The sequence below is a fragment of the Paenibacillus sp. 7541 genome (assembly GCF_002276395.1).
Classification (GTDB): domain Bacteria; phylum Bacillota; class Bacilli; order Paenibacillales; family Paenibacillaceae; genus Paenibacillus_AQ; species Paenibacillus_AQ campinasensis.
In genome coordinates this window covers 21,259-41,189 of the sequence record NZ_NQLZ01000031.1, presented here as the reverse complement: position 1 = coordinate 41,189, position 19,931 = coordinate 21,259, and the positions used below count along the sequence as shown (strand labels likewise).

Sequence of the window (19,931 nt, the reverse complement as noted above, 5' to 3'; positions counted from 1 at the left end):
GCAGCTGGCCCCGAGCTGGCAGGCAAGCTGAGCCTGGATGATCCAATCGAGCTGACGCTGCGGAAGGCATCGGCGATTCTGGGCAGACCGCTGTCCGAAATGACGGTATCGATCCTCGATCGGAAAAGGCACGAGGACATGATCAAGGCGCTCCGAAATGCCGGGGTGCGAATCAAACTTCTGACCCATGGCGATGTCATGGGCGCGATCGAGACTTGCCTGGATAGCGGAGTTGATCTGTATGTCGGTTCAGGCGGTGCCCCGGAAGGGGTGCTTGCAGCCGCCGCACTGAAATGCCTTGGCGGCGAAATTCAGGGGAGGCTTATTCCGGAGACGGCGGAGGACTATGAGCGCTGCACGAGGATGGGACTGGAGCATCCTGAGCAGCTGCTGCAACTGGAGGATATGGTCGGTTCCGAGGGTGTCATGTTTGTCGCCACGGGAGTCACCTCAGGCGAGTTTCTGCGCGGGGTCAAATACTTGACGGGACAACGGGCGGAAACGCATTCGGTCATGATGTACTCGGGGACGCGAACGGTTCGTTATCTTCGCAGTGTCCATCATCGATTCCGGCATGCGGACCCCGTGGCCGAGGTCCGCACGCAAGCCGTCTCTTCCTTGTAAGGTCCCGGGCCTGAAGGGGCATCACAACCGGGTGCGAAGGAGCAGGAAGGATCAGCAGGATGGCACTGTACAACAACAGGAGCTATTGCCATGATGGGCGAGATGTTGTCCCATGCGCGATAGCTCCTTTTGCAGCTGTTATCAAGGTCATGTCAATTAAGGCTCCTGGCGCTTTTTGGCGCCGAGCATCATCCATACTCCGGCAAGAAGCAGCACAATTGCGATAAAAGGTTGTACAGCAGAGACGTATGTAAGCATAGGACCGATCGAGAACACAACAAAGAACAACAGGGACAGCACGGTCAAAATATTAATCGGAATCAGCAGAAACTTGTTGCGCCGCCCAAACCAGTAAAACTCAAACAGCCCCACTGCAGGAGCCAGAATGAACCCCGGCCACATGATATCCCAGCTGTCAAACAAGGTAGCAATCTGACAGATAATGCCTACCGTCAGCAGGACTCCGCCTGGAATGAGAAGACCGACACCTTTAGCCCCTGTGAGCGAGAAATACATCCAATGGAACAGGACGCCGAGCGGAATGATAAAAATAGCGGCCCAGAAGTTCGAGAAGATGTTCCCCGCTTCAATAGAGCTTCCCTGGTTCATTAACAGAAAAACTCCGAGCACAATCAGCAGTCCCGCCCCGAGTGTTTGTTTCTTCATGCAACTTGACCTCCTTTCTTATAAAGATTCGCCGAATGGCGTTGGCTAGAACAACCATATCATGCGGTTTCGTATTTGTCTTCCGTCCCGGGGGAAGTGTACACCTAGACCAAAGTCCAGTGACGTATAGATTGGGCATCCGCTGCTCAATCTAATTCATAAGGAAGGTTTAATCAAGGGACAACCCGTTTAATATTGTCACAGATAGCCAATAACTCTGATGAGGATGGTGAATGGCATGAGAATGTTCATGGTGAAGGTCATCGGAAATGGTGTCATCGTTGCAGGTTTGTTAATGCTGCTGGGGGGTGCATCGTTTATCGGTGCGGCAACAACGGCTCTGGCACTGACGATAATTGCATTTTTGCTTGGAGATTTAATTATTTTGCCCAGAACGAATAATGCGGCGGCCACGGCAGCGGATGCTTTTCTGGCGTTTATGCTGTTATGGGGCATTTCACGCACATCAGGCTGGGAGATCAGCATTATGGAGCTCATTCTGATCGTGGCTGTACTCGGTGTGTTCGAATTTATCTTCCACACCATGTTGTACCGGACGGGCTATTTTAGCGGAGCGCGCAAAATTCGCTTCTAAACTCATACTGAATCGTGCTTGAAAAAAAGACAGCTGCAGCTCCCTTGTATTAAGGGAGCAACACTGTCTTGTTTCATGAACTATGATATGAAATTGCGGTTCAGGCGGTCTTCTTCGTATACATGATGCCGACGGTTTGTGGCCCGCAGTGACTGCAAATGACGCAGCCGGCGGTCGAGATTTGAACTTCGCGGGCACCGCTCTTCGCTTGCAGCTCCTTCTGAAGGAAGAGGGCTTCCTCTTCAGCCATCGTATGAACAACAATGATAAGATCTTTATCCATCTGATCGATCTGGCTGAGGGCGTTGCTGAGCATTTGCTCCAGCGCCTTTTCCTTTTTGCCGCGAACCTTGTAAGCCGGGGTCATGCTGCCGTCAATGACCTTGATGACAGGCCTGATTTTGAGCAGGCTGCCGATGATATTTTGCATGCCCGAGCAGCGTCCGCCCTTATATAGATATTCGAGTGTGTCAATGACAAATTCACAGTCGACCTCGCCGACGGTCTTGGAGAGCAGCTCTACAATCTCCGGCATGGCAGCTCCGTTCTCGGCTGCCCGCACCGCTTTCATAACAAGCAGGCCGATGCCGCATGACAGGTTGCGGGAGTCGAATACGGTCACTCTTCCTTCCGGCAGCTCCGAGGCCGCAATCAGTGCGTTCTGGCATGTGGAGGACAGCTCGGTGGATATGCCGATGAACAGAATGTCATCTCCCTGTTCAATAAAAGGTGTGAAAGCAGAAATAAAGTCGGACGGGGAAGGAGCTGCTGTCTTCGGCAGTTTGCCTTCCTGATCCACGCGGGCGTATAGCTGCTCCGGCGTGATGTCGACGCCATCCCGCAGCGATTCATCGCCAAAAACGACATACAAAGGGACAATTCCGATATTATATTCCTTAATCCAGGAAGAAGGAAGGTCACAGGTGCTGTCGGCGAAGATTTTTATTTTTCCAGACATGAACATCTCCCTTTACTAGGTTACTTAACTAATAGAATAACTTGTTTGGTGTGAAAAAGGAATGATTGAAACATCCCTTCAGGGAGCAGCGCCGCGATCACGGCTGTTTCGGATTCTCGAGATAACGCTTGATAAAGGTTACCGACTGCTCAATGCGCTCCGCACCTTGGCTGATGCCTGCATAATATTCATTTCGAAGCAGCGGCAGCTGCTCTTCAAGCTGACTGCTCATCAGATCGATCAGTACGGGCACTTCCGGCCCGCCCTCTTCTATAGGAGCGGAGAGCATCTGCTCGGATGCCGTCAAATCTTTAAGTTCGCCTTGGAGGAGAGGCTCCAGGTTCTGCAGCATGCCTTGATGTCCGACCCAATTGAAGGCGTTCTCGTCCATGATATACATATCCGGCCGTTCGGTGGACAGCATAAGCAGCGCTTTTTGCAGCATGGCGGCGTCCTGCGGATTGCTAGAGTCAAGCGGAGGCACATAGGTCACCGTCACTTCGACCCGCTGCCATTCCGGGAACTGGTCCAGTATGGCTTCCTCAACCGGTGTGTAATCCGTGCCGGCATCCCCGAGCATGTAAGTCCCGAGGAACATGACGGACAAATCGACCGGAGGCAGGCTGGCCAGCCGCTGTTTCTCTTCCTGATGATTGATAAAGCTGATGATAGCATACACGAGAATTCCAATGACAGCGATTGCACCAAGAAGGTGAAATCTGTAATAACGAAGGAAATGATCAATCTTCTCGGCCGTTCCGGCAAAGCCCTTGAATTTGGCATAACGCTGCCGGGCCATTTCCTCTACTGATCGTCTGCGCTCTTCCTCCAGGATGAATTTGTACGCTTTTGTAATTTCGGAGAAGCGGGCTTCGATCTCTTCGGCGTTGTCCGGATTGCGGCGCTGTTCCGAACGAAACTGCTTCATCAGCAGTGTATAGCGTTCCTCAAGCTCCTCACGGGACGCATTTTCCGGTAAATTCAATCGTTCGTAGGCTTCTTTCATTGAATCCATGCGAGTCACCTCTTCTGTACTGTGAGAGTTTCCTAGTAACAGTATATAGTGAAGGGACTACCGGATACAAACGGATTCATGACTTTTTGACTAGAAATGCAAATAACCCGGAGAAATGAAACGGATCGGTATAAATCTGCTTCAAGCAAGTAAAGAAATCGGTTACAGTAGTATATGAACAAGAAGGCACCGAAATGTAATGCATAAGCGTAACCTAGGTTCATATCCAAAATCCGCTTAGGTTCGATAATTGAAAGGAGATGAAAGGCTTATGACGGACCAGGCTCATGCCCAAGCCGCAAGAACCCCGAAGATGCTGATTGAGGAAATGAACCGGACGAGAACGCCGCAGGATACGGCAGCCGTCTGGTTTCTCGGACAGGAGAGCGTCGTTATCAAGGGGGGAGACCGGATCATCTATGTTGACCCGTACCTGTCGGATGAACTTGAGCAGAAAGCCGGGATACAGCGTGCTTATCCTGCTCCGCTGTCCCCGTCCGATGTCGGAAATGCCGACGCGGTTCTGATTACGCATGAACATGACGATCATATGGATCTGACCACGATTTCCGTGATAGCGAAACAGAATCCCTGCACGATCTTTGTGGCCCCGGGATGCTGTCATGCCGCCATGCGCGAAGCGGGAGTGGCGGAAGACCGTCTCTATGCCGCGGAATGCGACCGCTGGAAGGAATACGACGGCTTTCGCCTCAAGCCGATTCCGGCCGCCCATGAGGAGCTGGAGGAGACGGAGCACGGGCATCGTTATGTCGGTTACATGATCGATATGAATGGGGTGATGATCTACCATGCTGGCGACACCGTTGTATATCCCGGGCTCTTGGAGCGTCTGCAGGAGCAGCCGATTGATATCGGGATGGTTCCGATCAACGGCGGCGATGCTTTCCGCAGACAGGACGGCATCGTGGGCAATATGGATTTTCGTGAAGCGGTGAAATTAGCCTCCGCGGCCAAATTTGATCTTACGATTCCGCTCCATTACGATGTGTTTGCGTGGAACGGGGAACGGCCGGGATATTTCATAGATTATTGCTATGAGTATGATCCGTACCTGAAAACAAAGGTTATGGCCCGAACCGAACGGATGATCTATGTGAAGGATTAAATGAAGAGCTGCCCCTCGTCGAGAAATGTTTTTGAAATGACAAGCATATGATTAGACATGCCTGAAAAATGGAGATGTGGGAAATGCTGTCATTTCGAAAGCATGTCATTATTGTCCTCGGAAGCTTTCTGATTGCAATGGGCACCGATTTTTTCCTTGTCCCGCATAAAGTGCTGGACGGCGGGGTGATCGGGATCGCCTTGATTGCCAATTATGTGCTGGGTCTTCATATCGGGTTTGTCATTATTCTGTGCAGTATTCCGATGTTCGCGGCAGCCTGGATTCTGAACCGCGAAATCTTCTATAACAGTCTGTCAGGCATGCTGATATCCTCGTTTGTTATTGATCTTCTCTCTTCTTTCCGAGCAGACTTCCTAGATCTGTTTGCCCCGGGCGCATTTCCAAGCGCGCTGCTCGGCGGGTCGTTGATCGGGACAGGCCTTGGAATTATGTTGAGGAATAATGCAAGCACCGGGGGGACCGACCTGCTGGCGCATTTTCTCTCCCGCTATGTCCGGCTTAATGTCGGCGTCATTATTCTGCTGATGGATCTGGTCATTATCGGGATCGGGGGAGTGCTGCTGTCAGGCAGCACGTTTGCCTATTCACTCTGCACCATAATTGCCGGAGGAATAGCTACGGGGCTAATTACGTTAAACAGAACTTCATGGCATCATAAATAACCGTGCCTTCCGCTGCAAGTCCGGGAAGTGCACGGTTATTTCATTTCAAGGGGTCAGCCGCGGGCCTTGGCCTTCTTGAAAGCTGTAGCTTTGTCGAAAGCTTTCATATACGCATCCGCCTTGTCTGCAATCAGATCATAGTTTCCGGTCTTGAGCGCATCCTTGGTCAGATCGGACCCGATGCCGACCGCGAAGGCGCCTGCCTGAATCCATTCATGGAGATTATCCAGATTGACTCCGCCGGTTGGCATAATATTCGCCTGCGGCAGAGGTCCCTTCAGCGACGGAATGACAGATGGGGAATAGAGGTTGCCAGGAAACAGCTTCACGACGTCCACCCCGAGCTCCAGGGAAGCGACGATATCATGAACGGTTACCGCGCCTGGCATAACCGGAACGCGATATCTGTTGCAGAGCATAATGGTGTCACGGTCGAACCCGGGGGAGACCACGAATTCTGCACCGGCCAGAATTGTAATTCTGGCTGTCTCCGAATCCAGCACGGTGCCCGCCCCGATGATGGCGTAATTGTCCGCTTCAGGATCGCTGGAGGTGTACTTCTTGGCAAGTGCGGTAATCGCTTCGTTGGCAAAAGGAACGGTCATTGTCACTTCGATCACTTTAATACCGCCTTCGATTGCTTTCTCTGCCATACGGATAACTTCCTCCGGGGAATCTCCTCTCAAGACGGCAACAACGCCGGCATCTTGGATCTGTTGGATCAGTCTTAGCTTTTTCATAGATTCATGCTCCTTTAATCGGTTTGTCATAATAAGGTCAAGACGCGACTGCAGTTAGCCTGCAAGCGATCATCAAGGAAATCACGGGGCTTAGCGCTCGATATGGGCTGTAAGACCGCGCCGCTGCTCCACTTCATCCCAGGTCGGAAGCGCCTCCCAGTCGCCCATCGCCTGAATCACCATCGATCCGGTCAAGCCACCAAGCGACAAGGCTTCTTCCGGCGACCAGCCCTTGGCGATGCCGGCCAGGAAGCCGGCACAGAATCCGTCACCTGCTCCTACGGTATCTACCACATGCTCGACCTTTTCAAACGGAAGGGAAATGGTATCGCTTCCATTGAGAAGTACATTGCGGTCCCCGATGCTCTTGATCACGGTCATCGCTGGGAATTCTCGCAGCCGGCGAATGATCTCGCGCTCATCCTCGGTTTCAAACAGCAGCTTGCATTCATCGTATCCGGGCAGGAAGTAGTCGCAGGACTGGGCGAGCTCCAGCAATACCGGTCGAGCCTGCTCGATGCTCCACAGCTTAAGCCGCAGGTTCGGATCGAAGCTTAGCTTGACCCCTCGCTCCTTGCAGACGGCAATGACGTGGCGAATGGTCTCCAGACAGCTGCTGCTGAGCGCGGCCGTAATGCCGGTGAAATGCACAATGCGGGCTTGCCCTATGTATTCAGGATCAATGTCGTCTGGCGTCATCACGCTGGCAGCAGATCCGGCCCGATAATAATAGACGGAGGATTGTCCGCGGACGGTCTGCCGGAGCATCAATCCTGTCGGCGCCTTGTCCGTCTGTTTGGCCGCAGTGACGTCAACGCCTTCGCCGCGAAGCGTCTTTAATATGCCGGTTCCGATCGGGTCCTGTCCGAGCTGACCGAACCACCCGGAACTACAGCCCAGTCTGGCCAGGCCAATGGCGAGGTTGCTCTCAGCACCGCCAAACGATTGGGCCATGCTGCCGCCTTGTCCGATCCCCCGGGCGCCTTCCGGATAGAATAACCCCATCGACTCCCCGAATGTAATCACATCGAACTTGCGATTGCCTAATGCCATAAGTTCTACCCCCTTATTCAATTCCGTTATGTAACACTTTACCTTGCGCAGAAGGAGAACTCAATATCAAATGTTGCACACCTGAAAACCCCCTGCTAAGCGGAGCAGGGGGATGGGGATAGCGCCTTGTTGTATCGTTGGCAAGTCGTAATCACTGCTTCAATGCGTTGCGCTAGAAGCCCTTGTATTGCGGCTCTTCCTGCTCCAGCTGCTGTACTCGCTGCGTAAGTTGATCCACAATCTGCTGGGTTTGCGATGCCGCTTGTGTGAAGACATTTTTGGCATTTTGGTCTTGTGTGGACAAGGCGAATTGTTCAAGGCTTGCCTGGGCACTCTTTAAAGAGGCGAGGCAGGTTTTGACATCTGAAGCCACCGTCATCTCTCGTTCAACTCCTTTCCTGCTTCATAATGTGATACATTTCGGTGGGATCCATGCATAAACGATCATGCGGATTTTTCCACCCTGGGTGCGGCCGGTTTCAGATACAATTATACAGATATTGCTCTGTCGATCGTTCAAAGATGGGAGGTTGGACTCATGCCTGTATGGCTTGAAGTCTCGGCAAGAACGCTGGTAGCAGCCATCGCGCTTTTTCTGCTGACGAAACTGCTGGGCAAGCGGCAGGTTTCCCAGTTATCTTTATTCGAATACTTGACCGGGATTACGATGGGGAACCTGACTGCCTACGTGTCGCTGGATGTGCAATCGAACTGGTATTTGGGCCTGATTGCGCTGGGGGTATGGGGCGGCATCACGCTGCTGACAGAATACGCGCAAATCAAGAGCAAGAAGGCGAGAGATTTTATCGGCTTCAAATCTACCGTCCTCATCAAGGATGGCAAGGTGCTGGAAGACAATATGCGAAAAGAGCGTTTGTCAGCAGACGAATTAATGGAGGAGCTTCGGAAGAAAAATATATTTAAGCTCGCTGATGTCGAGTTTGCGCTAATGGAAGGAAGCGGGGAGATTAACGTTCTGCTGAAGCGGGAGAACCAGTCGCTCACCCCAAAGCATATGGGCATTCAGGTTGGCCCCGAGAAGCCGTCTGAGATTGTGGTCATGGACGGAAGGGTGATGACAGAACCGCTGCGAATGATGGGCTATACGGAAGGCTGGCTTCGCGATCAGCTGGCCAAGCACCAGGCGAAGATCGAGGATGTATTTCTGGCACAGGTGGACACTTATGGTGAATTAACGGTGGATCTGTATGATGATATGCTTCAGACGCCGCAGTTCCATGAACGGCAGCTGTTATTCGCCAATCTCAAGAAGAGCCAGGCGGATCTTGAATTGTTCAGCCTCAGTACGACGAATGAAGATGCCAAAACGATGTATGAGAACAGTGCCGAGCAGCTGATGGATATCATTAAAAAGGTGAAGCCGCTTTTGCATAACTGACAAATTCCCAAGTAATAATTTGATTTTGCGTGGAATAGGATATTTTTGTGTATCAACCAAGGGAGCAAACCGGGGATTGCTTAGGAGCCGGGTGTCGGCCGACTCCTGGGACAGCAGACGCCGCTAGTAAAAGGGCGGTTAATTGCCGCTTGCTCCTGCCAGACGTAAGAAATAGATTCTTCTTTAGCGGTATGGATCTATTTCTTATTATGGAAAGCAAGAATGGACACGACCAGAGTGGCGAACGAAATCATTAAGGTTAAGGCTTCATTCACAGCCATTCTCTTCACCTCCTATTCTGCCACCCTTTAGCTGCTGGTCTACTGTAGTATATGATATGCCAATTACTTACAATAAAAGAACTGATTTTCAGAAAGCGTTATCGAAAGAATTCATAATTGTGCATGCCAAGTTGTGGATGTCCCGGAGGAGAGCAATTTAACCCGTCCAACTTGGCGTTTTTTTTCGATCTTTATCGCGTAGAGCGTGGATTCTTCCAGGGGGACAAGGGTCTAACGATAAGCAGAGATACATCTTGATTCAGCTTAGACCAGAAGAGCAAGCCACTGCACGTTCGTGCGGCGGCTTGCTCTTTCTGGTTCTTCTGAGAATTGTCGTTGATGGTTGCTTTCCTATTACAAATGGTGTGCAGCTTGCTCACCGCGAGCCGTAATCTTCCAGCTGCTGACCGGTGAAGCTGACAGTTTCGGATTTCGTCTGATATAGTCCTGAACCAGCTCGGCCATTTCGGTTGCTAGCTCCAGCCGGACAGGCTTCCCCACATACATCGAATAGTCCCCGCCCCCAGCGGCACGATAGTTGTTCATGACAACGGCATAGGTCGCTTCCATATCCAGCGGGATGCCGCCGCGCTCCAGCTTCACTACCCGGCTGCCTGGCGGTCTTCCGATATCGAGCACATACTCGATCCCGGCCCACATATCGTAATTGAAATGCTGCGGCTTTGGCGTGGTAAATGCCGGGTTTACCATTATAGCGACATCTTCGCTCAGCTGAAAATAAAGTGCGGTTTGCTCCAGGGCATCGCGGATGTCTTGCCCTTTCAGCTCCAGCACCGTCAATGTGTTGGGATAGATGAAATTGGACAGCACGTCGCGTACGGTAATTTCCCCCTTGAAGCCCGGGGAGCTTTCGCTTAGCAGTGCCGTGCAGGATATTTCTGCACCTGTTGCCTCCATCTGAACTTGATGAACCAGATCGATAAAGGGATGAGCGGCCAGGCGGAGTTCATAGGCACTGGCTATGGAAAGGTCAGTTTCGGTGTGGCCGATCGGCTGATCCAGCCACTGCTGGGTGCTGTGCTCCAGCTCGTCGGTCAGCCTCATGATCATGGGATCCGGTGGCAATTGCTTCTCTGGGAACAGAAGACGGGCCTGTTTCTGCCGAATTCGCCACTTGCCGCCGGGCAGCTGTTCCAGCTCGACAGAGACATGGCCTGCCGCCGTTCCTCCGGAACCAGGCTGTACAACCGTAACGCCGTCAATCTCTTCGACCAGCAGCCGGTGCTGGTGACCGGTGAGCAGCACATCGATTCCTCTGACATGCCGAGCCATGGCATATGCCTGATTTTCTCCCGTCAGCCGCTCCGTCGGCTCGCCGTTGACAGGATCACACTCCAGCCCGCCATGATAGCAGACGATTAGGAGGTCCGGATTCTCCTGCTCACGAATCCGCTCTACCCAGATTTGAACCGTTTCCAGCGCGTCCTTAAAGGCCAAGCCTTCAATGTGATCCGGCTGCTCCCAGTTCGGAATGTAGTGGGTGGTGACGCCAAGCAAGGCAACCTTGATACCAGGGGGCAGTTCCTTAATGAGATAAGGGGGGCCAAAAGCGGGTTCACCGGTGGCTGTTTCCACAATATTGGCTGACAGCCAGGGGAAGCGGGAGCTTAGGACAGCCTTGCGCAGCAGGGCTTGTCCATAATTGAACTCATGATTGCCGATGACCGCCGCGTCGTAGGCCAACTCGTTCAGGGCAAGGATGCACGGGTGACTGAATTCGCCCTGGCTGGCAGCGCTCGCCGCGGCAAGTGCCGCCAGCGGTGAGCCCTGGATCAGATCTCCGTTGTCAATGAGCAGCAGCTCTGGGGATTGTTCTCGCAGCTCCCTGATCCGGGACGCCAGCATGGCCAGACCTGTGGAGACAGGCTTGTTGGTGCTGTAATTAACGGGACGAATGGCACCGTGAAGATCGCTGGTTACCACGATGTCGCATGTGAAACGACGGGGTTGCTCTTGAATGGTCATTCTCGCAGCTCCTTATTTGCGAATTCAGTATGCTGAAGCTATTCTAGCAGATTGCGTCTGAACTGACAGCATGTCCTATAATTTTACATAATTATGATTTTTGTTTCACATTCCGTAAATAAATGGAACTTATAGTAGACGAGTAATAAAAAATAGAACTCATTTGGAGGGTTTAGATTGAAGAAGTCTGTATTGTTTTTACCTTTGTTGCTCATGGTACTGCTCGTGAGTGCATGCGGCGGTAACAACACATCCACAGGTGCGACAGACACTGGGAGCACGAGCAACGGTTCAGCGTCCGAACCAGCCAGCACTCCTGCGGAAACTGAAGCGGAAGCCCCGGTTGGCTATGTTCCGACTGAGCTGACGGTTCAATTCGTTCCATCCCAAAATGCCGACACGCTGGAAGCGAAAGCAAAGCCGTTGGAGAAATTGCTCGGTGATCGCCTGAACATTCCGGTAAAGGTCAGCGTATCGACAGACTATAACACGATCATTGAAGCGATGGCCTCCAAGCAGGTTGACGTAGGTTTCCTGCCGCCAACGGCTTATGTGCTGGCTAAAGAGAAGGGCGCTGCAGAAGTGATTTTGCAGGCTCAGCGCTATGGTGTTGACGATGCCACGGGAGCCCCGACAGAAGAACTTGTAGATTCTTATAAATCGATGCTGATTGTGAAGAAGGATTCGCCAATTCAGTCGCCAGCCGATCTGAAAGGGAAGAAGATTGCTTACCAGAACGTAACCTCTTCTGCCGGATATGTATGGCCAGCTGCGCTGCTGATGGACAACGGTCTGGACCCGCTGCAGGATGTAACGCCGGTAACGGTAAAAGGGCATGACCAAGGCGTAATCGCCGTTCTGAACGGTGATGTGGATGCAGCCGCGATCTTCCAGGATGCGCGCAACACGGTCGTCAAGGACTACGCGTCGGTATTTGAAGATACACGGGTACTGGCATTTACGGAGCCGATTCCGAATGACACGATCTCCGTGCGAACAGATATGAATCCGGAATGGTCGGAGAAAATTACGCAGGCCTTTATCGACATCGGCAACGATCCTGAAGGCCGCAGCATTATCCAGGACATCTACACCCACGAAGGCTATGTCAAGTCCGATGACAGCAACTTCGAAATTGTCCGTGAATACAACAACAAAGTAAAAACGGAATAGCGGTCATTCGCCGCAGCAGGTATAAGGACAGCGGACAAGCCGGTTCAGCGTCAAACGCGCTGTACTGGCTTGTCTCATTCTATTTCTCTGTTCGTTCTGTCCGCTTGCTGACGGCAAGTTTCTTATTATTTTTGGAAAGAAGGAGTTAATCATGATCGAGCTGCACAATGTATCCAAGGTGTATCCGAACAACACCAAAGGCTTGAATAATATTAATCTGAGGTTCGATAAGGGAGAGTTTGTAGCTGTGGTGGGTTTGTCGGGAGCAGGCAAATCGACGCTGCTGCGATCCATTAACCGACTTCACGATATAAGCGAAGGCGAAATCCTGATCGAAGGGAAATCGATTACGGCCGCCAAGGGCAAGGCGCTGCGGCTGATTCGACGCGACATCGGGATGATCTTCCAAAGCTTCAACCTCGTCAAGCGATCCAGCGTACTGCGCAATGTGCTGGCCGGGCGGGTCGGCTATCATTCAACACTGCGCACGCTGCTTGGCAGATTTCCGAAGTCTGACATCGAGCTGGCGTTTGAAGCGCTGGAGCGGGTCAACATTTCAGAAAAGGCTTATACCCGTGCGGATCAGCTCTCGGGCGGACAGCAGCAGCGTGTGGCCATTGCGCGCGTGCTGGCGCAAGAGGCAAAAATCATTTTGGCCGACGAGCCGGTCGCTTCTCTTGATCCGCTAACGACCAAGCAGGTTATGGATGACCTGAAGCGGATTAACAGCGAGCTCGGGATTACTACGATTGTGAACCTTCACTTTATTGACCTGGCGAGGGAATATGCGACGAGAATTGTAGGCCTGCGCGCAGGGGAAGTGGTGTTCGACGGGCCCGTTTCCGAGGCAACGGACGAGCGTTTTGCCGAAATCTATGGCCGGCCGATCCAGCAGGATGAGCTGTTGGGGGAAGTGACGACAGCATGAAAACACCTCTTCAAACGTCAGCCAAGTCTGCGGTACATCCTTCCAAGCCGCCGACTCGAATGAAGCACGGGCTGACCGCCGTAATCATTCTGCTGCTCATCTGGGCAAGTGCCGTCCAGACGGATGCAAGTTTCAGCAAGCTGGTTAGAGGACTGCCCAACATGCTCGATCTGCTCCGGGATATGTTCCCTCCGCGCTGGAGTTATTTTAAGAACATCACAAACGGCATGCTGGAGACGATCCGGATGGCGTTGATCGGTACAACGATCGGCGGACTGCTGGCGATTCCGGTAGCGGTTCTGTGTGCGGGCAATTTAATGCCCAGCCGGTGGATCTATTTTCCAGCGAGATTCGTGCTCAATCTTGTCCGGACGATTCCGGATTTGCTGCTGGCCGCGTTATTCGTAGCCGTATTTGGCCTTGGGCCGGTCCCCGGCATTCTGGCATTGGCGGTCTTCTCGGTCGGGCTGATTGCCAAGCTGACCTATGAGTCGCTGGAAACGATAGACAAGGGGCCGCTCGAAGCGATGCGATCGGTGGGGGCAACCGGCACCCAGCTGATCATCTTTGGCGTTGTGCCGCAGGTAGCTGCCCAGTTTACGTCGTATGTGCTGTATTGCTTTGAAATCAATGTGCGTGCAGCCGCTATCCTGGGCCTTGTCGGTGCCGGAGGGATCGGGCTGTATTATGAGGCGACCCTGGGCTTTCTGGAATATGACAAGACCAGTGTCATTATTCTGTTCACGCTTGCGATTGTGTTGGTGATCGACTATGTAAGCATGAAGCTGCGGGAGAAATTATTATGATGAAAAATGGGACAACTGTCATCCGCAAACCGCGGAAAAATCCATATCGTTGGCTGATTTATATCGCGCTCGTGCTGTTGTACGTGTGGGCCTTCTCCGGAGTTCCGTTTACGGGGTTCAAGGAAACAGCCGGACAAATTATGCGGTCGATTGTTGCAGGCATCTTCTCGCCTGACTGGAATTATGTGTATCTCCCGGAGGGGGAGGATCTGCTGCGCGGATTGATGGACACGCTGGCCATCTCGATTCTGGGGACAGTGATTTCGGCTGTGATCTGCATTCCGTTTGCCTTCTGGGCTGCGCGCAATATAAGCCGGTTTCGCTTCATCTCCGGTTCCGGTAAAATGGTGCTCAGCTTCATCCGTACCTTTCCAGAAATTATCATGGCGTTGCTCTTTATCAAAGCGGTTGGCCCTGGCTCCTTCGCCGGTGTGCTTGCACTCGGCTTGAACTCGATCGGCATGCTGGGCAAGCTGTATGCCGACGAGGTGGAAGCGATTGACCCCGGGCCGTCCGAGGCGCTGATGGCATCGGGAGCGAATCGGCTTCAGCAGCTATGGTATGCGGTCGTGCCGCAGGTGCTGCCCGGCTTCCTGAACTATACGCTGTACCGCTTTGAAATCAATGTGCGCTCAGCTACCATTCTGGGAGTTATCGGTGCTGGCGGTATCGGCACGCCGCTGATCTTTGCGCTCAGTACGCGAAACTGGCCGCGCGTTGGCATCATTCTGCTTGGTATCATTGTCATGATTACGATAATTGATCTCATTTCCGGTTATATTCGCAAGAAGCTTGTATAAGCGGAGGCAGGCTTATCGCTTGATCGTTCCAAGCTTCCGGACCAAGGGTCAGGGAGGCTGTATGTAATGTTATACAGAATGACCAAAGGTCGAAGACATGGCTGCAGTGCGAGCCTGGCTTCGACCTTTTAGGTTGTGTGGATTTATTAACGGATAGGGGATGGAATGGTTACTATTTGCTTGTACAGGGTGACGATAAGACGATAAGTCAAATCAGATGTTAACTGGCCAGATCCCACTCCAGCTCTTCCGGCGAGCTGTGAAGCGTCGATGGCTGTGCCAGTGCAAAATCGGCCAGATCCCGCGGTTTCAGCTGGTATGTGTTTCTGAAGATCGATGACACGCCAGTAATGCTGACTTGCTGCCCTTCCCGGTAAGGGAAGGAGGATTGCGACAGACCGGTGCGAGCATCGACGCGAACGAGCGTTACAGCACCGTCAGCTGCGACGGCATTGAATTCAAACGAGCCTGCGGGCGCTGCACTTTGAATGTTGCGGATGGTCACATTTTGAAGCTGAACGAGTTGGCCCTGATTTTGCTCGTGAATGGAAGTTACCCGTACCGGTGCAGGGAGGGAGGCGTTCCCGTTTTTCTCAATCGAGATCAGGTCAGTCAGCTCGAGCTCCGAGTTGTACAGTGTAGTCGGCGCCGTAATTTTCACGCGGTCTCCTTGGTTGAACCCGGTTGCGTTTTGAAATACGTAGATGCCGGCCGTTTGGTCCTGAATGTAGAAGCCTTGTCCGCCGAAGCTGCCCGGCTTGGTCGTAATGACACCCTCTACAGTCACGGTGGAGCCGACAGCGCGGCTGCGCGCTTCAGCGATGGATAGCAGGGAAGGAACCGGATTCTCAAGGCCTGGAAGCGGCTCGGCCGGCACGTTCGCGATCGTTACCGACTGTGTAATCAGATTGTTGCCGTTCAGCCGCAGGCGAAGATTCGCTGCACCATTCGTTCCAGGGCGGATGCGTACGGTCAGATCCGTGTATGCTCGTCCGCTGCTGTCGGAGGTCAGGCTGAATGGGGCGCTGTAGCCATAGGATGTCGGCCAGCTGCCGTTTGCATTTTGTACCATCGCCACCTGCGTGCCTCCGGTAAGGTAAATCCCGGCTGTGAATCCGGATACCGTTGTATTTGGCGGCATACGCTCTGCCACGACACGAATTTGGAAATCGGCTGCGTTTGGAAGCACATTTTGCTTCACGAAGTCGTAAGTAACGACGGGTGGTGCTTCGGGACCGCCATAGGAGCCCGGTTTGAAGGTAGAACGATCATACCATTTATAGCCTGCAGCCGGTGCAGACCAAGGTTCAGGCTGCGGTTCGGTCGAAGCGGAAGGAATCTCGAACGGATGCAGAGCGGTCACTGGATCAAGCTCCAGTCCGTTGACATCGGCCAGGCTCGTGTAGTTCTCTTTCTCAGAGAGCCAGTTGATCAGATTGACGAGGAGAACAGCATCATCCGCTTCCTTGAATCCGTCATACGTCGTTTTCCGAGCGCCGTTTTCTTCGCGCAAGTATTTCGGTGTAGCATCTTCCACTGGCGAGGAATCGCCGATAAATGCCGCTTTACCCGCACCTACCTTGGCAATGGCGACATAAGGGCCTTCGGCGAAGCCGCCTCCGTTGTACACCCCTTGATCGACTGCGTTAGGCCAGGCCGCTTGGGTTTGAGGCAGATAAACGATGCCTTTGGCTTTGGTTGGATCGGTAATCGCCAAGGTAGAACCGGCATGCATGGCTACAGCCGATACCCCTTGCGTGATGCCAAACGATTGGCTAGGGGATACAATCTGATTGGCCGTCACGTCGCCAAGCGCGTTATAGCGGAAGCGGACGCCAAAATTATCCGACAGCCAGTCCGAGCTGACAACGCCCTGCATCGCCTCGGAATTGCGCTCCTCAAGGCTCATGCCTTTCGTCGGATTATCCCATGCACCGCGGCGGTAACCGTTCATCGACTCGGATCCGTCCCAGCGGTTTTTGTTGCGGTCGGCATTGTAATGGTCGCCGATAAAGAAGATGCTGCCGCCTTCCTGAACATAACGCACCATCGCCGCCTGTTCGGAAGCTTTGAAAGGAATGTTCGGCTCGGCAATAACAAAGACGTCGTAATCTTTCAAGTCATCATACGTAAAGGGAGTTAGCTTTCGCAGTTCTTTTACATAAAACCCGTCGTTTGCAAGAGCATGTCCAAAGTCGGAAAATCCGCCATCAATGACCCAGTCTGCAGCCCCGGCGGTTTGAGCATGCGTGTTGTCGAATAGCACCTTCTTGCCTGCGTTGTGATTCACAACCTTGGCTTCGATATACGGTGCCGGGTCGCTAGGCCCTTCGGCATGAATCTGCTCCAGGCTGTCCCATAGCAGGCTTGCTTGAAGCGGCAAAGCTAACGAAAATGCGAGAACAAGCTTCAACCATTTTGACTTGATCCATGTCATATTCACGGATGATATCCCTCCCACTTCAAATGAATTCGTCTTTCGAACTCATTCTAGCAATTGAATATCGATTTAAATTCCATATATATGTAAATTTTGGAGGGAGAATTGTAAAAAATAACAGAAAGAGGAACGGGAGCCGACGCCTGGTTTAGGCATGGGCCCCCGTTTTGCGGGATGTTGATGTTCTCAGCTTCTTCAACAGCGGTTTCTGGATCCGCGGGAAGATGATGCGCAGCAGCAAGTAAATCAAGAAAGTAAAGATGATGCTGTTCACGATGGAGCCGATCGCAAAGTTCAGGCCCATATGGCCGAATTTACCAACATAGTCCGTCTCGACCGTGTACTCCGTATAGTCCGTTTCGGGAACGGGAGCCGAGATCGCTTCGTGAATTTCAAACGTTTCGGGTGAAGATCCGAGCAGATGAATCAGTACGCCCATTCGGTAATTCAGATAGAACAAGGCCGGCCAAATAAAGGATCCGAGAGATGCAGCGAGAATGGCAGCCGGAATATTGCCGCGAAAGACGCGGGTTAACACCATGGACAACACCATGCCGATTCCGAACGTAGGATACCAGCATGGGAAGAAGCCCCAAGCAAAGCCGATTGCGATACGATGGTTGCTGTTTTTCATACGAAGCAGTCTGAGGATGTAATACTTCAGTTGTCGGCTGTATTTGCGGTACAAAGTGTAGCCTCCCGGAAAATAATATAGAAGCAAATCCTTATAGTATTTATTATATACGATTTCATGTTCAAGCTTCCGTCATTATACCGCTAACGATGTCGAATGAACAGAGATTTTGAATCGTATGCGCTTTCTGAAATCTATGTTTTTGTAAGTTGACGTCGTGGACATTTTTGAATGATTGTGAATGATTATGAAATAATATGATTGTTTTTTGCGGGTTTTATGGTACGATAGAAATCGGAGGGGGATTCAAATGCTGACAGAAGAGAGATACCGAATCATATTAGAGCGCTTACAAGAGCGCGGTGTCGTAAAGCTTCAGGAGTTGGTTGAACTGCTGGGAGCTTCGGAATCAACGGTCAGGCGGGATTTGATCGACCTTGAAGAACGCCGAATGTTAAAGCGTATTCATGGCGGGGCCGCGTTGCCTGGTGACAAGATGCTGGAGCCCGGCATGGACGAGAAATCTTCCAAAAACATTCAAGAAAAAAACACTATCGCAAAATTGGCAGCGGAGTTAGTGAGGGATGGCGAAAGCATCTATTTGGATGCGGGGACAACGACCCTTGCGATGATTCCATTCATAAAAGCAAATAATATTACCGTAGTGACCAACGGTCTGTCTCATATTGAAGCGTTGGTGAGCAAGCGCATCAAGAGCTATTTGCTGGGCGGGATGATGAAGATGCATACAAAGGCTGTCATCGGCAGCATAGCCTTGCAGAATATGGACAACTTTCGCTTTGACCGCTGCTTTCTGGGCGCCAATGGCGTGGATCCTGAGATGGGATATACGACACCGGATCCCGAGGAAGCGCTTGTTAAGCGGCGGGCCCATCAGTTATCGGCAACAAGCTACGTCCTGGCAGATTCCAGCAAAATAGGCGAGGTGTCTTTTGCCAAGCTGCTGGATATGAATGAAGCCGTGCTGATTACGGAATCCTTATCCGCGTCGTGGAGAAAGGTCATTTCACAGAAAACCAAAATAATTGAGGGATCATGATGATATATACAGTAACATTGAATCCTTCCATCGATTACGTCGTGGAAGTAGAAGAGCTGCAGCTAGGCGGCCTCAATCGAATGACACGGGATTTAAAGTTTCCCGGCGGCAAGGGGATTAATGTATCCAGGGTGCTGGGACAACTCGGTGCGGAGAATACGGCGCTTGGTTTTTTGGGCGGATTTACGGGCCGCTTCGTGGATGAGACGTTAACGAAGGGCGGTATCCGCACTGATTTTGTCACGATCCAGGATGATACGCGAATCAATATTAAGCTCAAGCATGGAGATGAGACCGAGGTGAACGGTCTGGGGCCGATGATCCGGGAAGAGGAGGCAGAGGAGCTTGTTCATAAGCTATCCCGGATTCGTGAAGGAGACATCGTGGTGCTGTCGGGGAGCGCGCCGCCGTCTCTCGGTTCAGATTACTATGATCGCTTAACTTCGGTGTGCAGCACAACCGGTGCTGATTTTGTCATCGACACAACCGGGGAAGCGCTTCTCAAAGCTTTGAAACATAAACCGCTGCTTGTGAAACCGAATCATCATGAGCTCGCCGAATTGTTCGGTGTGGCGATGGAGACGCAGCAGCAGCTAGTCACCTACGGCCGAAAGCTGCTGGATATGGGCGCCCAGCATGTTCTTGTATCGATGGCAGGAGAAGGAGCGCTCTTGATTACAGCGGATCGGGTATTCCATGCGGATGTACCTGCCGGTGCGGTTCGCAATTCCGTAGGGGCAGGGGATTCCATGATTGCCGGGTTTGTAGGAACATTGGCGCTTGGCCAAGGGCTAATGGAGGCTTTTCGAACCGGCGTTGCTTCGGGAAGCGCGACAGCGTTCTCCGACGATCTGGCGACAAGAAGCCGGATCGAAGAGCTTTGTCCGCAGGTGAATATAACCGAGTGGTGATGCAGGCTTTCATATAGCAAGATGACGGGCAACACGAGAGCATCGCTCTAAAT

General features: G+C 52.2%; 20 protein-coding genes and 1 pseudogene. 11 read left to right on the top strand and 10 right to left on the bottom strand.

Annotated elements, in window-relative coordinates; translation table 11 throughout:
- The coding region (locus tag CHH75_RS18880) for a fructose-bisphosphatase class II (protein WP_141235864.1) at positions 1-624 on the top strand (624 nt) is incomplete at its 5' end.
- Positions 625-780: 156 nt separating this feature from the next.
- Here the strand turns inward: CHH75_RS18880 and CHH75_RS18875 are convergent.
- Positions 781-1,290, bottom strand: a complete 510-nt coding sequence (locus tag CHH75_RS18875; RefSeq protein ID WP_095398921.1) for a hypothetical protein — start codon at positions 1,288-1,290, stop codon at positions 781-783.
- A 238-nt stretch (positions 1,291-1,528) separates the two neighbouring features.
- Between CHH75_RS18875 and CHH75_RS18870 the strand changes: the two genes are divergently transcribed.
- Positions 1,529-1,885, top strand: a complete 357-nt coding sequence (locus CHH75_RS18870) for a DUF2512 family protein (protein WP_095266383.1) — start codon at positions 1,529-1,531, stop codon at positions 1,883-1,885.
- 100 nt (positions 1,886-1,985) lie between these two features.
- Here the strand turns inward: CHH75_RS18870 and CHH75_RS18865 are convergent, their stop codons facing one another.
- On the bottom strand, positions 1,986-2,843 hold the full coding sequence (locus CHH75_RS18865; RefSeq protein ID WP_095266384.1) for a DegV family protein: 858 nt from the start codon (positions 2,841-2,843) through the stop codon (positions 1,986-1,988).
- A gap of 97 nt (positions 2,844-2,940) precedes the next feature.
- Positions 2,941-3,858 (bottom strand): J domain-containing protein, encoded by a 918-nt coding sequence (locus tag CHH75_RS18860; protein ID WP_095398920.1) that lies wholly within the window; start codon positions 3,856-3,858, stop codon positions 2,941-2,943.
- Positions 3,859-4,129: 271 nt separating this feature from the next.
- Here CHH75_RS18860 and CHH75_RS18855 point away from each other — a divergent pair, with 271 nt between their 5' ends.
- Positions 4,130-4,984, top strand: coding sequence for an MBL fold metallo-hydrolase (locus tag CHH75_RS18855; protein ID WP_095398919.1), 855 nt, complete (start codon positions 4,130-4,132; stop codon positions 4,982-4,984).
- Between the two features lie 83 nt (positions 4,985-5,067).
- Positions 5,068-5,667, top strand: coding sequence for a YitT family protein (locus CHH75_RS18850; RefSeq protein ID WP_095266387.1), 600 nt, complete (start codon positions 5,068-5,070; stop codon positions 5,665-5,667).
- 53 nt (positions 5,668-5,720) lie between these two features.
- On the opposite strand, the gene CHH75_RS18845 is transcribed toward CHH75_RS18850, so the two are convergent.
- The 3 genes from CHH75_RS18845 to CHH75_RS18835 form a co-directional block, all read right to left on the bottom strand.
- A complete protein-coding gene (locus CHH75_RS18845) occupies positions 5,721-6,407 on the bottom strand; it encodes a bifunctional 2-keto-4-hydroxyglutarate aldolase/2-keto-3-deoxy-6-phosphogluconate aldolase (protein WP_095266388.1) in 687 nt (228 codons plus the stop codon).
- A 90-nt stretch (positions 6,408-6,497) separates the two neighbouring features.
- Complete coding sequence (locus tag CHH75_RS18840; protein WP_095266389.1) at positions 6,498-7,460, bottom strand: sugar kinase; 963 nt, start codon at positions 7,458-7,460, stop codon at positions 6,498-6,500.
- A 172-nt stretch (positions 7,461-7,632) separates the two neighbouring features.
- Positions 7,633-7,839 carry a DUF1657 domain-containing protein gene (locus CHH75_RS18835; protein ID WP_095398918.1) on the bottom strand — a complete coding sequence of 69 codons (207 nt, stop codon included), beginning with the start codon at positions 7,837-7,839 and terminating at the stop codon, positions 7,633-7,635.
- A 159-nt stretch (positions 7,840-7,998) separates the two neighbouring features.
- Here CHH75_RS18835 and CHH75_RS18830 point away from each other — a divergent pair, with 159 nt between their 5' ends.
- The gene (locus CHH75_RS18830) at positions 7,999-8,859 is read left to right on the top strand and encodes a DUF421 domain-containing protein (protein ID WP_095398917.1); all 861 of its coding nucleotides are present in this window, start codon (positions 7,999-8,001) and stop codon (positions 8,857-8,859) included.
- A 197-nt stretch (positions 8,860-9,056) separates the two neighbouring features.
- Here CHH75_RS18830 and CHH75_RS25570 read toward each other — a convergent pair whose 3' ends face one another.
- Positions 9,057-9,140: a putative holin-like toxin gene (locus CHH75_RS25570; protein ID WP_369680154.1), complete on the bottom strand. Its 84-nt coding sequence runs from the start codon at positions 9,138-9,140 to the stop codon at positions 9,057-9,059.
- Positions 9,141-9,494: 354 nt separating this feature from the next.
- Entirely contained in the window at positions 9,495-11,126 is a 1,632-nt protein-coding gene (locus CHH75_RS18825; RefSeq protein WP_095398916.1) for a bifunctional metallophosphatase/5'-nucleotidase, read from the bottom strand.
- 177 nt (positions 11,127-11,303) lie between these two features.
- Here CHH75_RS18825 and CHH75_RS18820 point away from each other — a divergent pair, with 177 nt between their 5' ends.
- The 4 genes from CHH75_RS18820 (at position 11,304) to phnE (CHH75_RS18805) (ending at position 14,833) form a co-directional block, all read left to right on the top strand.
- Positions 11,304-12,299 carry a phosphate/phosphite/phosphonate ABC transporter substrate-binding protein gene (locus CHH75_RS18820; RefSeq protein ID WP_095266392.1) on the top strand — a complete coding sequence of 332 codons (996 nt, stop codon included), beginning with the start codon at positions 11,304-11,306 and terminating at the stop codon, positions 12,297-12,299.
- Positions 12,300-12,450: 151 nt separating this feature from the next.
- Positions 12,451-13,227: a phosphonate ABC transporter ATP-binding protein gene (gene phnC, locus CHH75_RS18815; protein ID WP_095398915.1), complete on the top strand. Its 777-nt coding sequence runs from the start codon at positions 12,451-12,453 to the stop codon at positions 13,225-13,227.
- Positions 13,224-14,033: a phosphonate ABC transporter, permease protein PhnE gene (gene phnE, locus CHH75_RS18810; RefSeq protein WP_095398914.1), complete on the top strand. Its 810-nt coding sequence runs from the start codon at positions 13,224-13,226 to the stop codon at positions 14,031-14,033. Before phnC ends, phnE (CHH75_RS18810) begins: the two co-directional genes overlap by 4 nt.
- The gene (phnE, locus tag CHH75_RS18805; protein ID WP_095266395.1) at positions 14,030-14,833 is read left to right on the top strand and encodes a phosphonate ABC transporter, permease protein PhnE; all 804 of its coding nucleotides are present in this window, start codon (positions 14,030-14,032) and stop codon (positions 14,831-14,833) included. Before phnE (CHH75_RS18810) ends, phnE (CHH75_RS18805) begins: the two co-directional genes overlap by 4 nt.
- Positions 14,834-15,113: 280 nt before the next feature.
- Here the strand turns inward: phnE (CHH75_RS18805) and CHH75_RS18800 are convergent.
- Together CHH75_RS18800 and CHH75_RS18795 are read right to left on the bottom strand one after the other, a co-directional pair.
- A pseudogene (locus tag CHH75_RS18800) lies at positions 15,114-17,270 on the bottom strand (DUF5689 domain-containing protein); the annotation flags it as partial.
- A gap of 151 nt (positions 17,271-17,421) precedes the next feature.
- Positions 17,422-17,961: a DUF2062 domain-containing protein gene (locus CHH75_RS18795; RefSeq protein WP_095266396.1), complete on the bottom strand. Its 540-nt coding sequence runs from the start codon at positions 17,959-17,961 to the stop codon at positions 17,422-17,424.
- Between the two features lie 256 nt (positions 17,962-18,217).
- On the opposite strand from CHH75_RS18795, the gene CHH75_RS18790 reads away from it, so the two are divergent.
- Together CHH75_RS18790 and pfkB are read left to right on the top strand one after the other, a co-directional pair.
- A complete protein-coding gene (locus CHH75_RS18790) occupies positions 18,218-18,967 on the top strand; it encodes a DeoR/GlpR family DNA-binding transcription regulator (protein WP_095266397.1) in 750 nt (249 codons plus the stop codon).
- Positions 18,967-19,878 carry a 1-phosphofructokinase gene (gene pfkB, locus CHH75_RS18785; protein ID WP_095398913.1) on the top strand — a complete coding sequence of 304 codons (912 nt, stop codon included), beginning with the start codon at positions 18,967-18,969 and terminating at the stop codon, positions 19,876-19,878. The genes CHH75_RS18790 and pfkB overlap by 1 nt, the downstream gene beginning before the upstream one ends.
- The last annotated feature ends 53 nt before the right edge of the window (positions 19,879-19,931 follow it).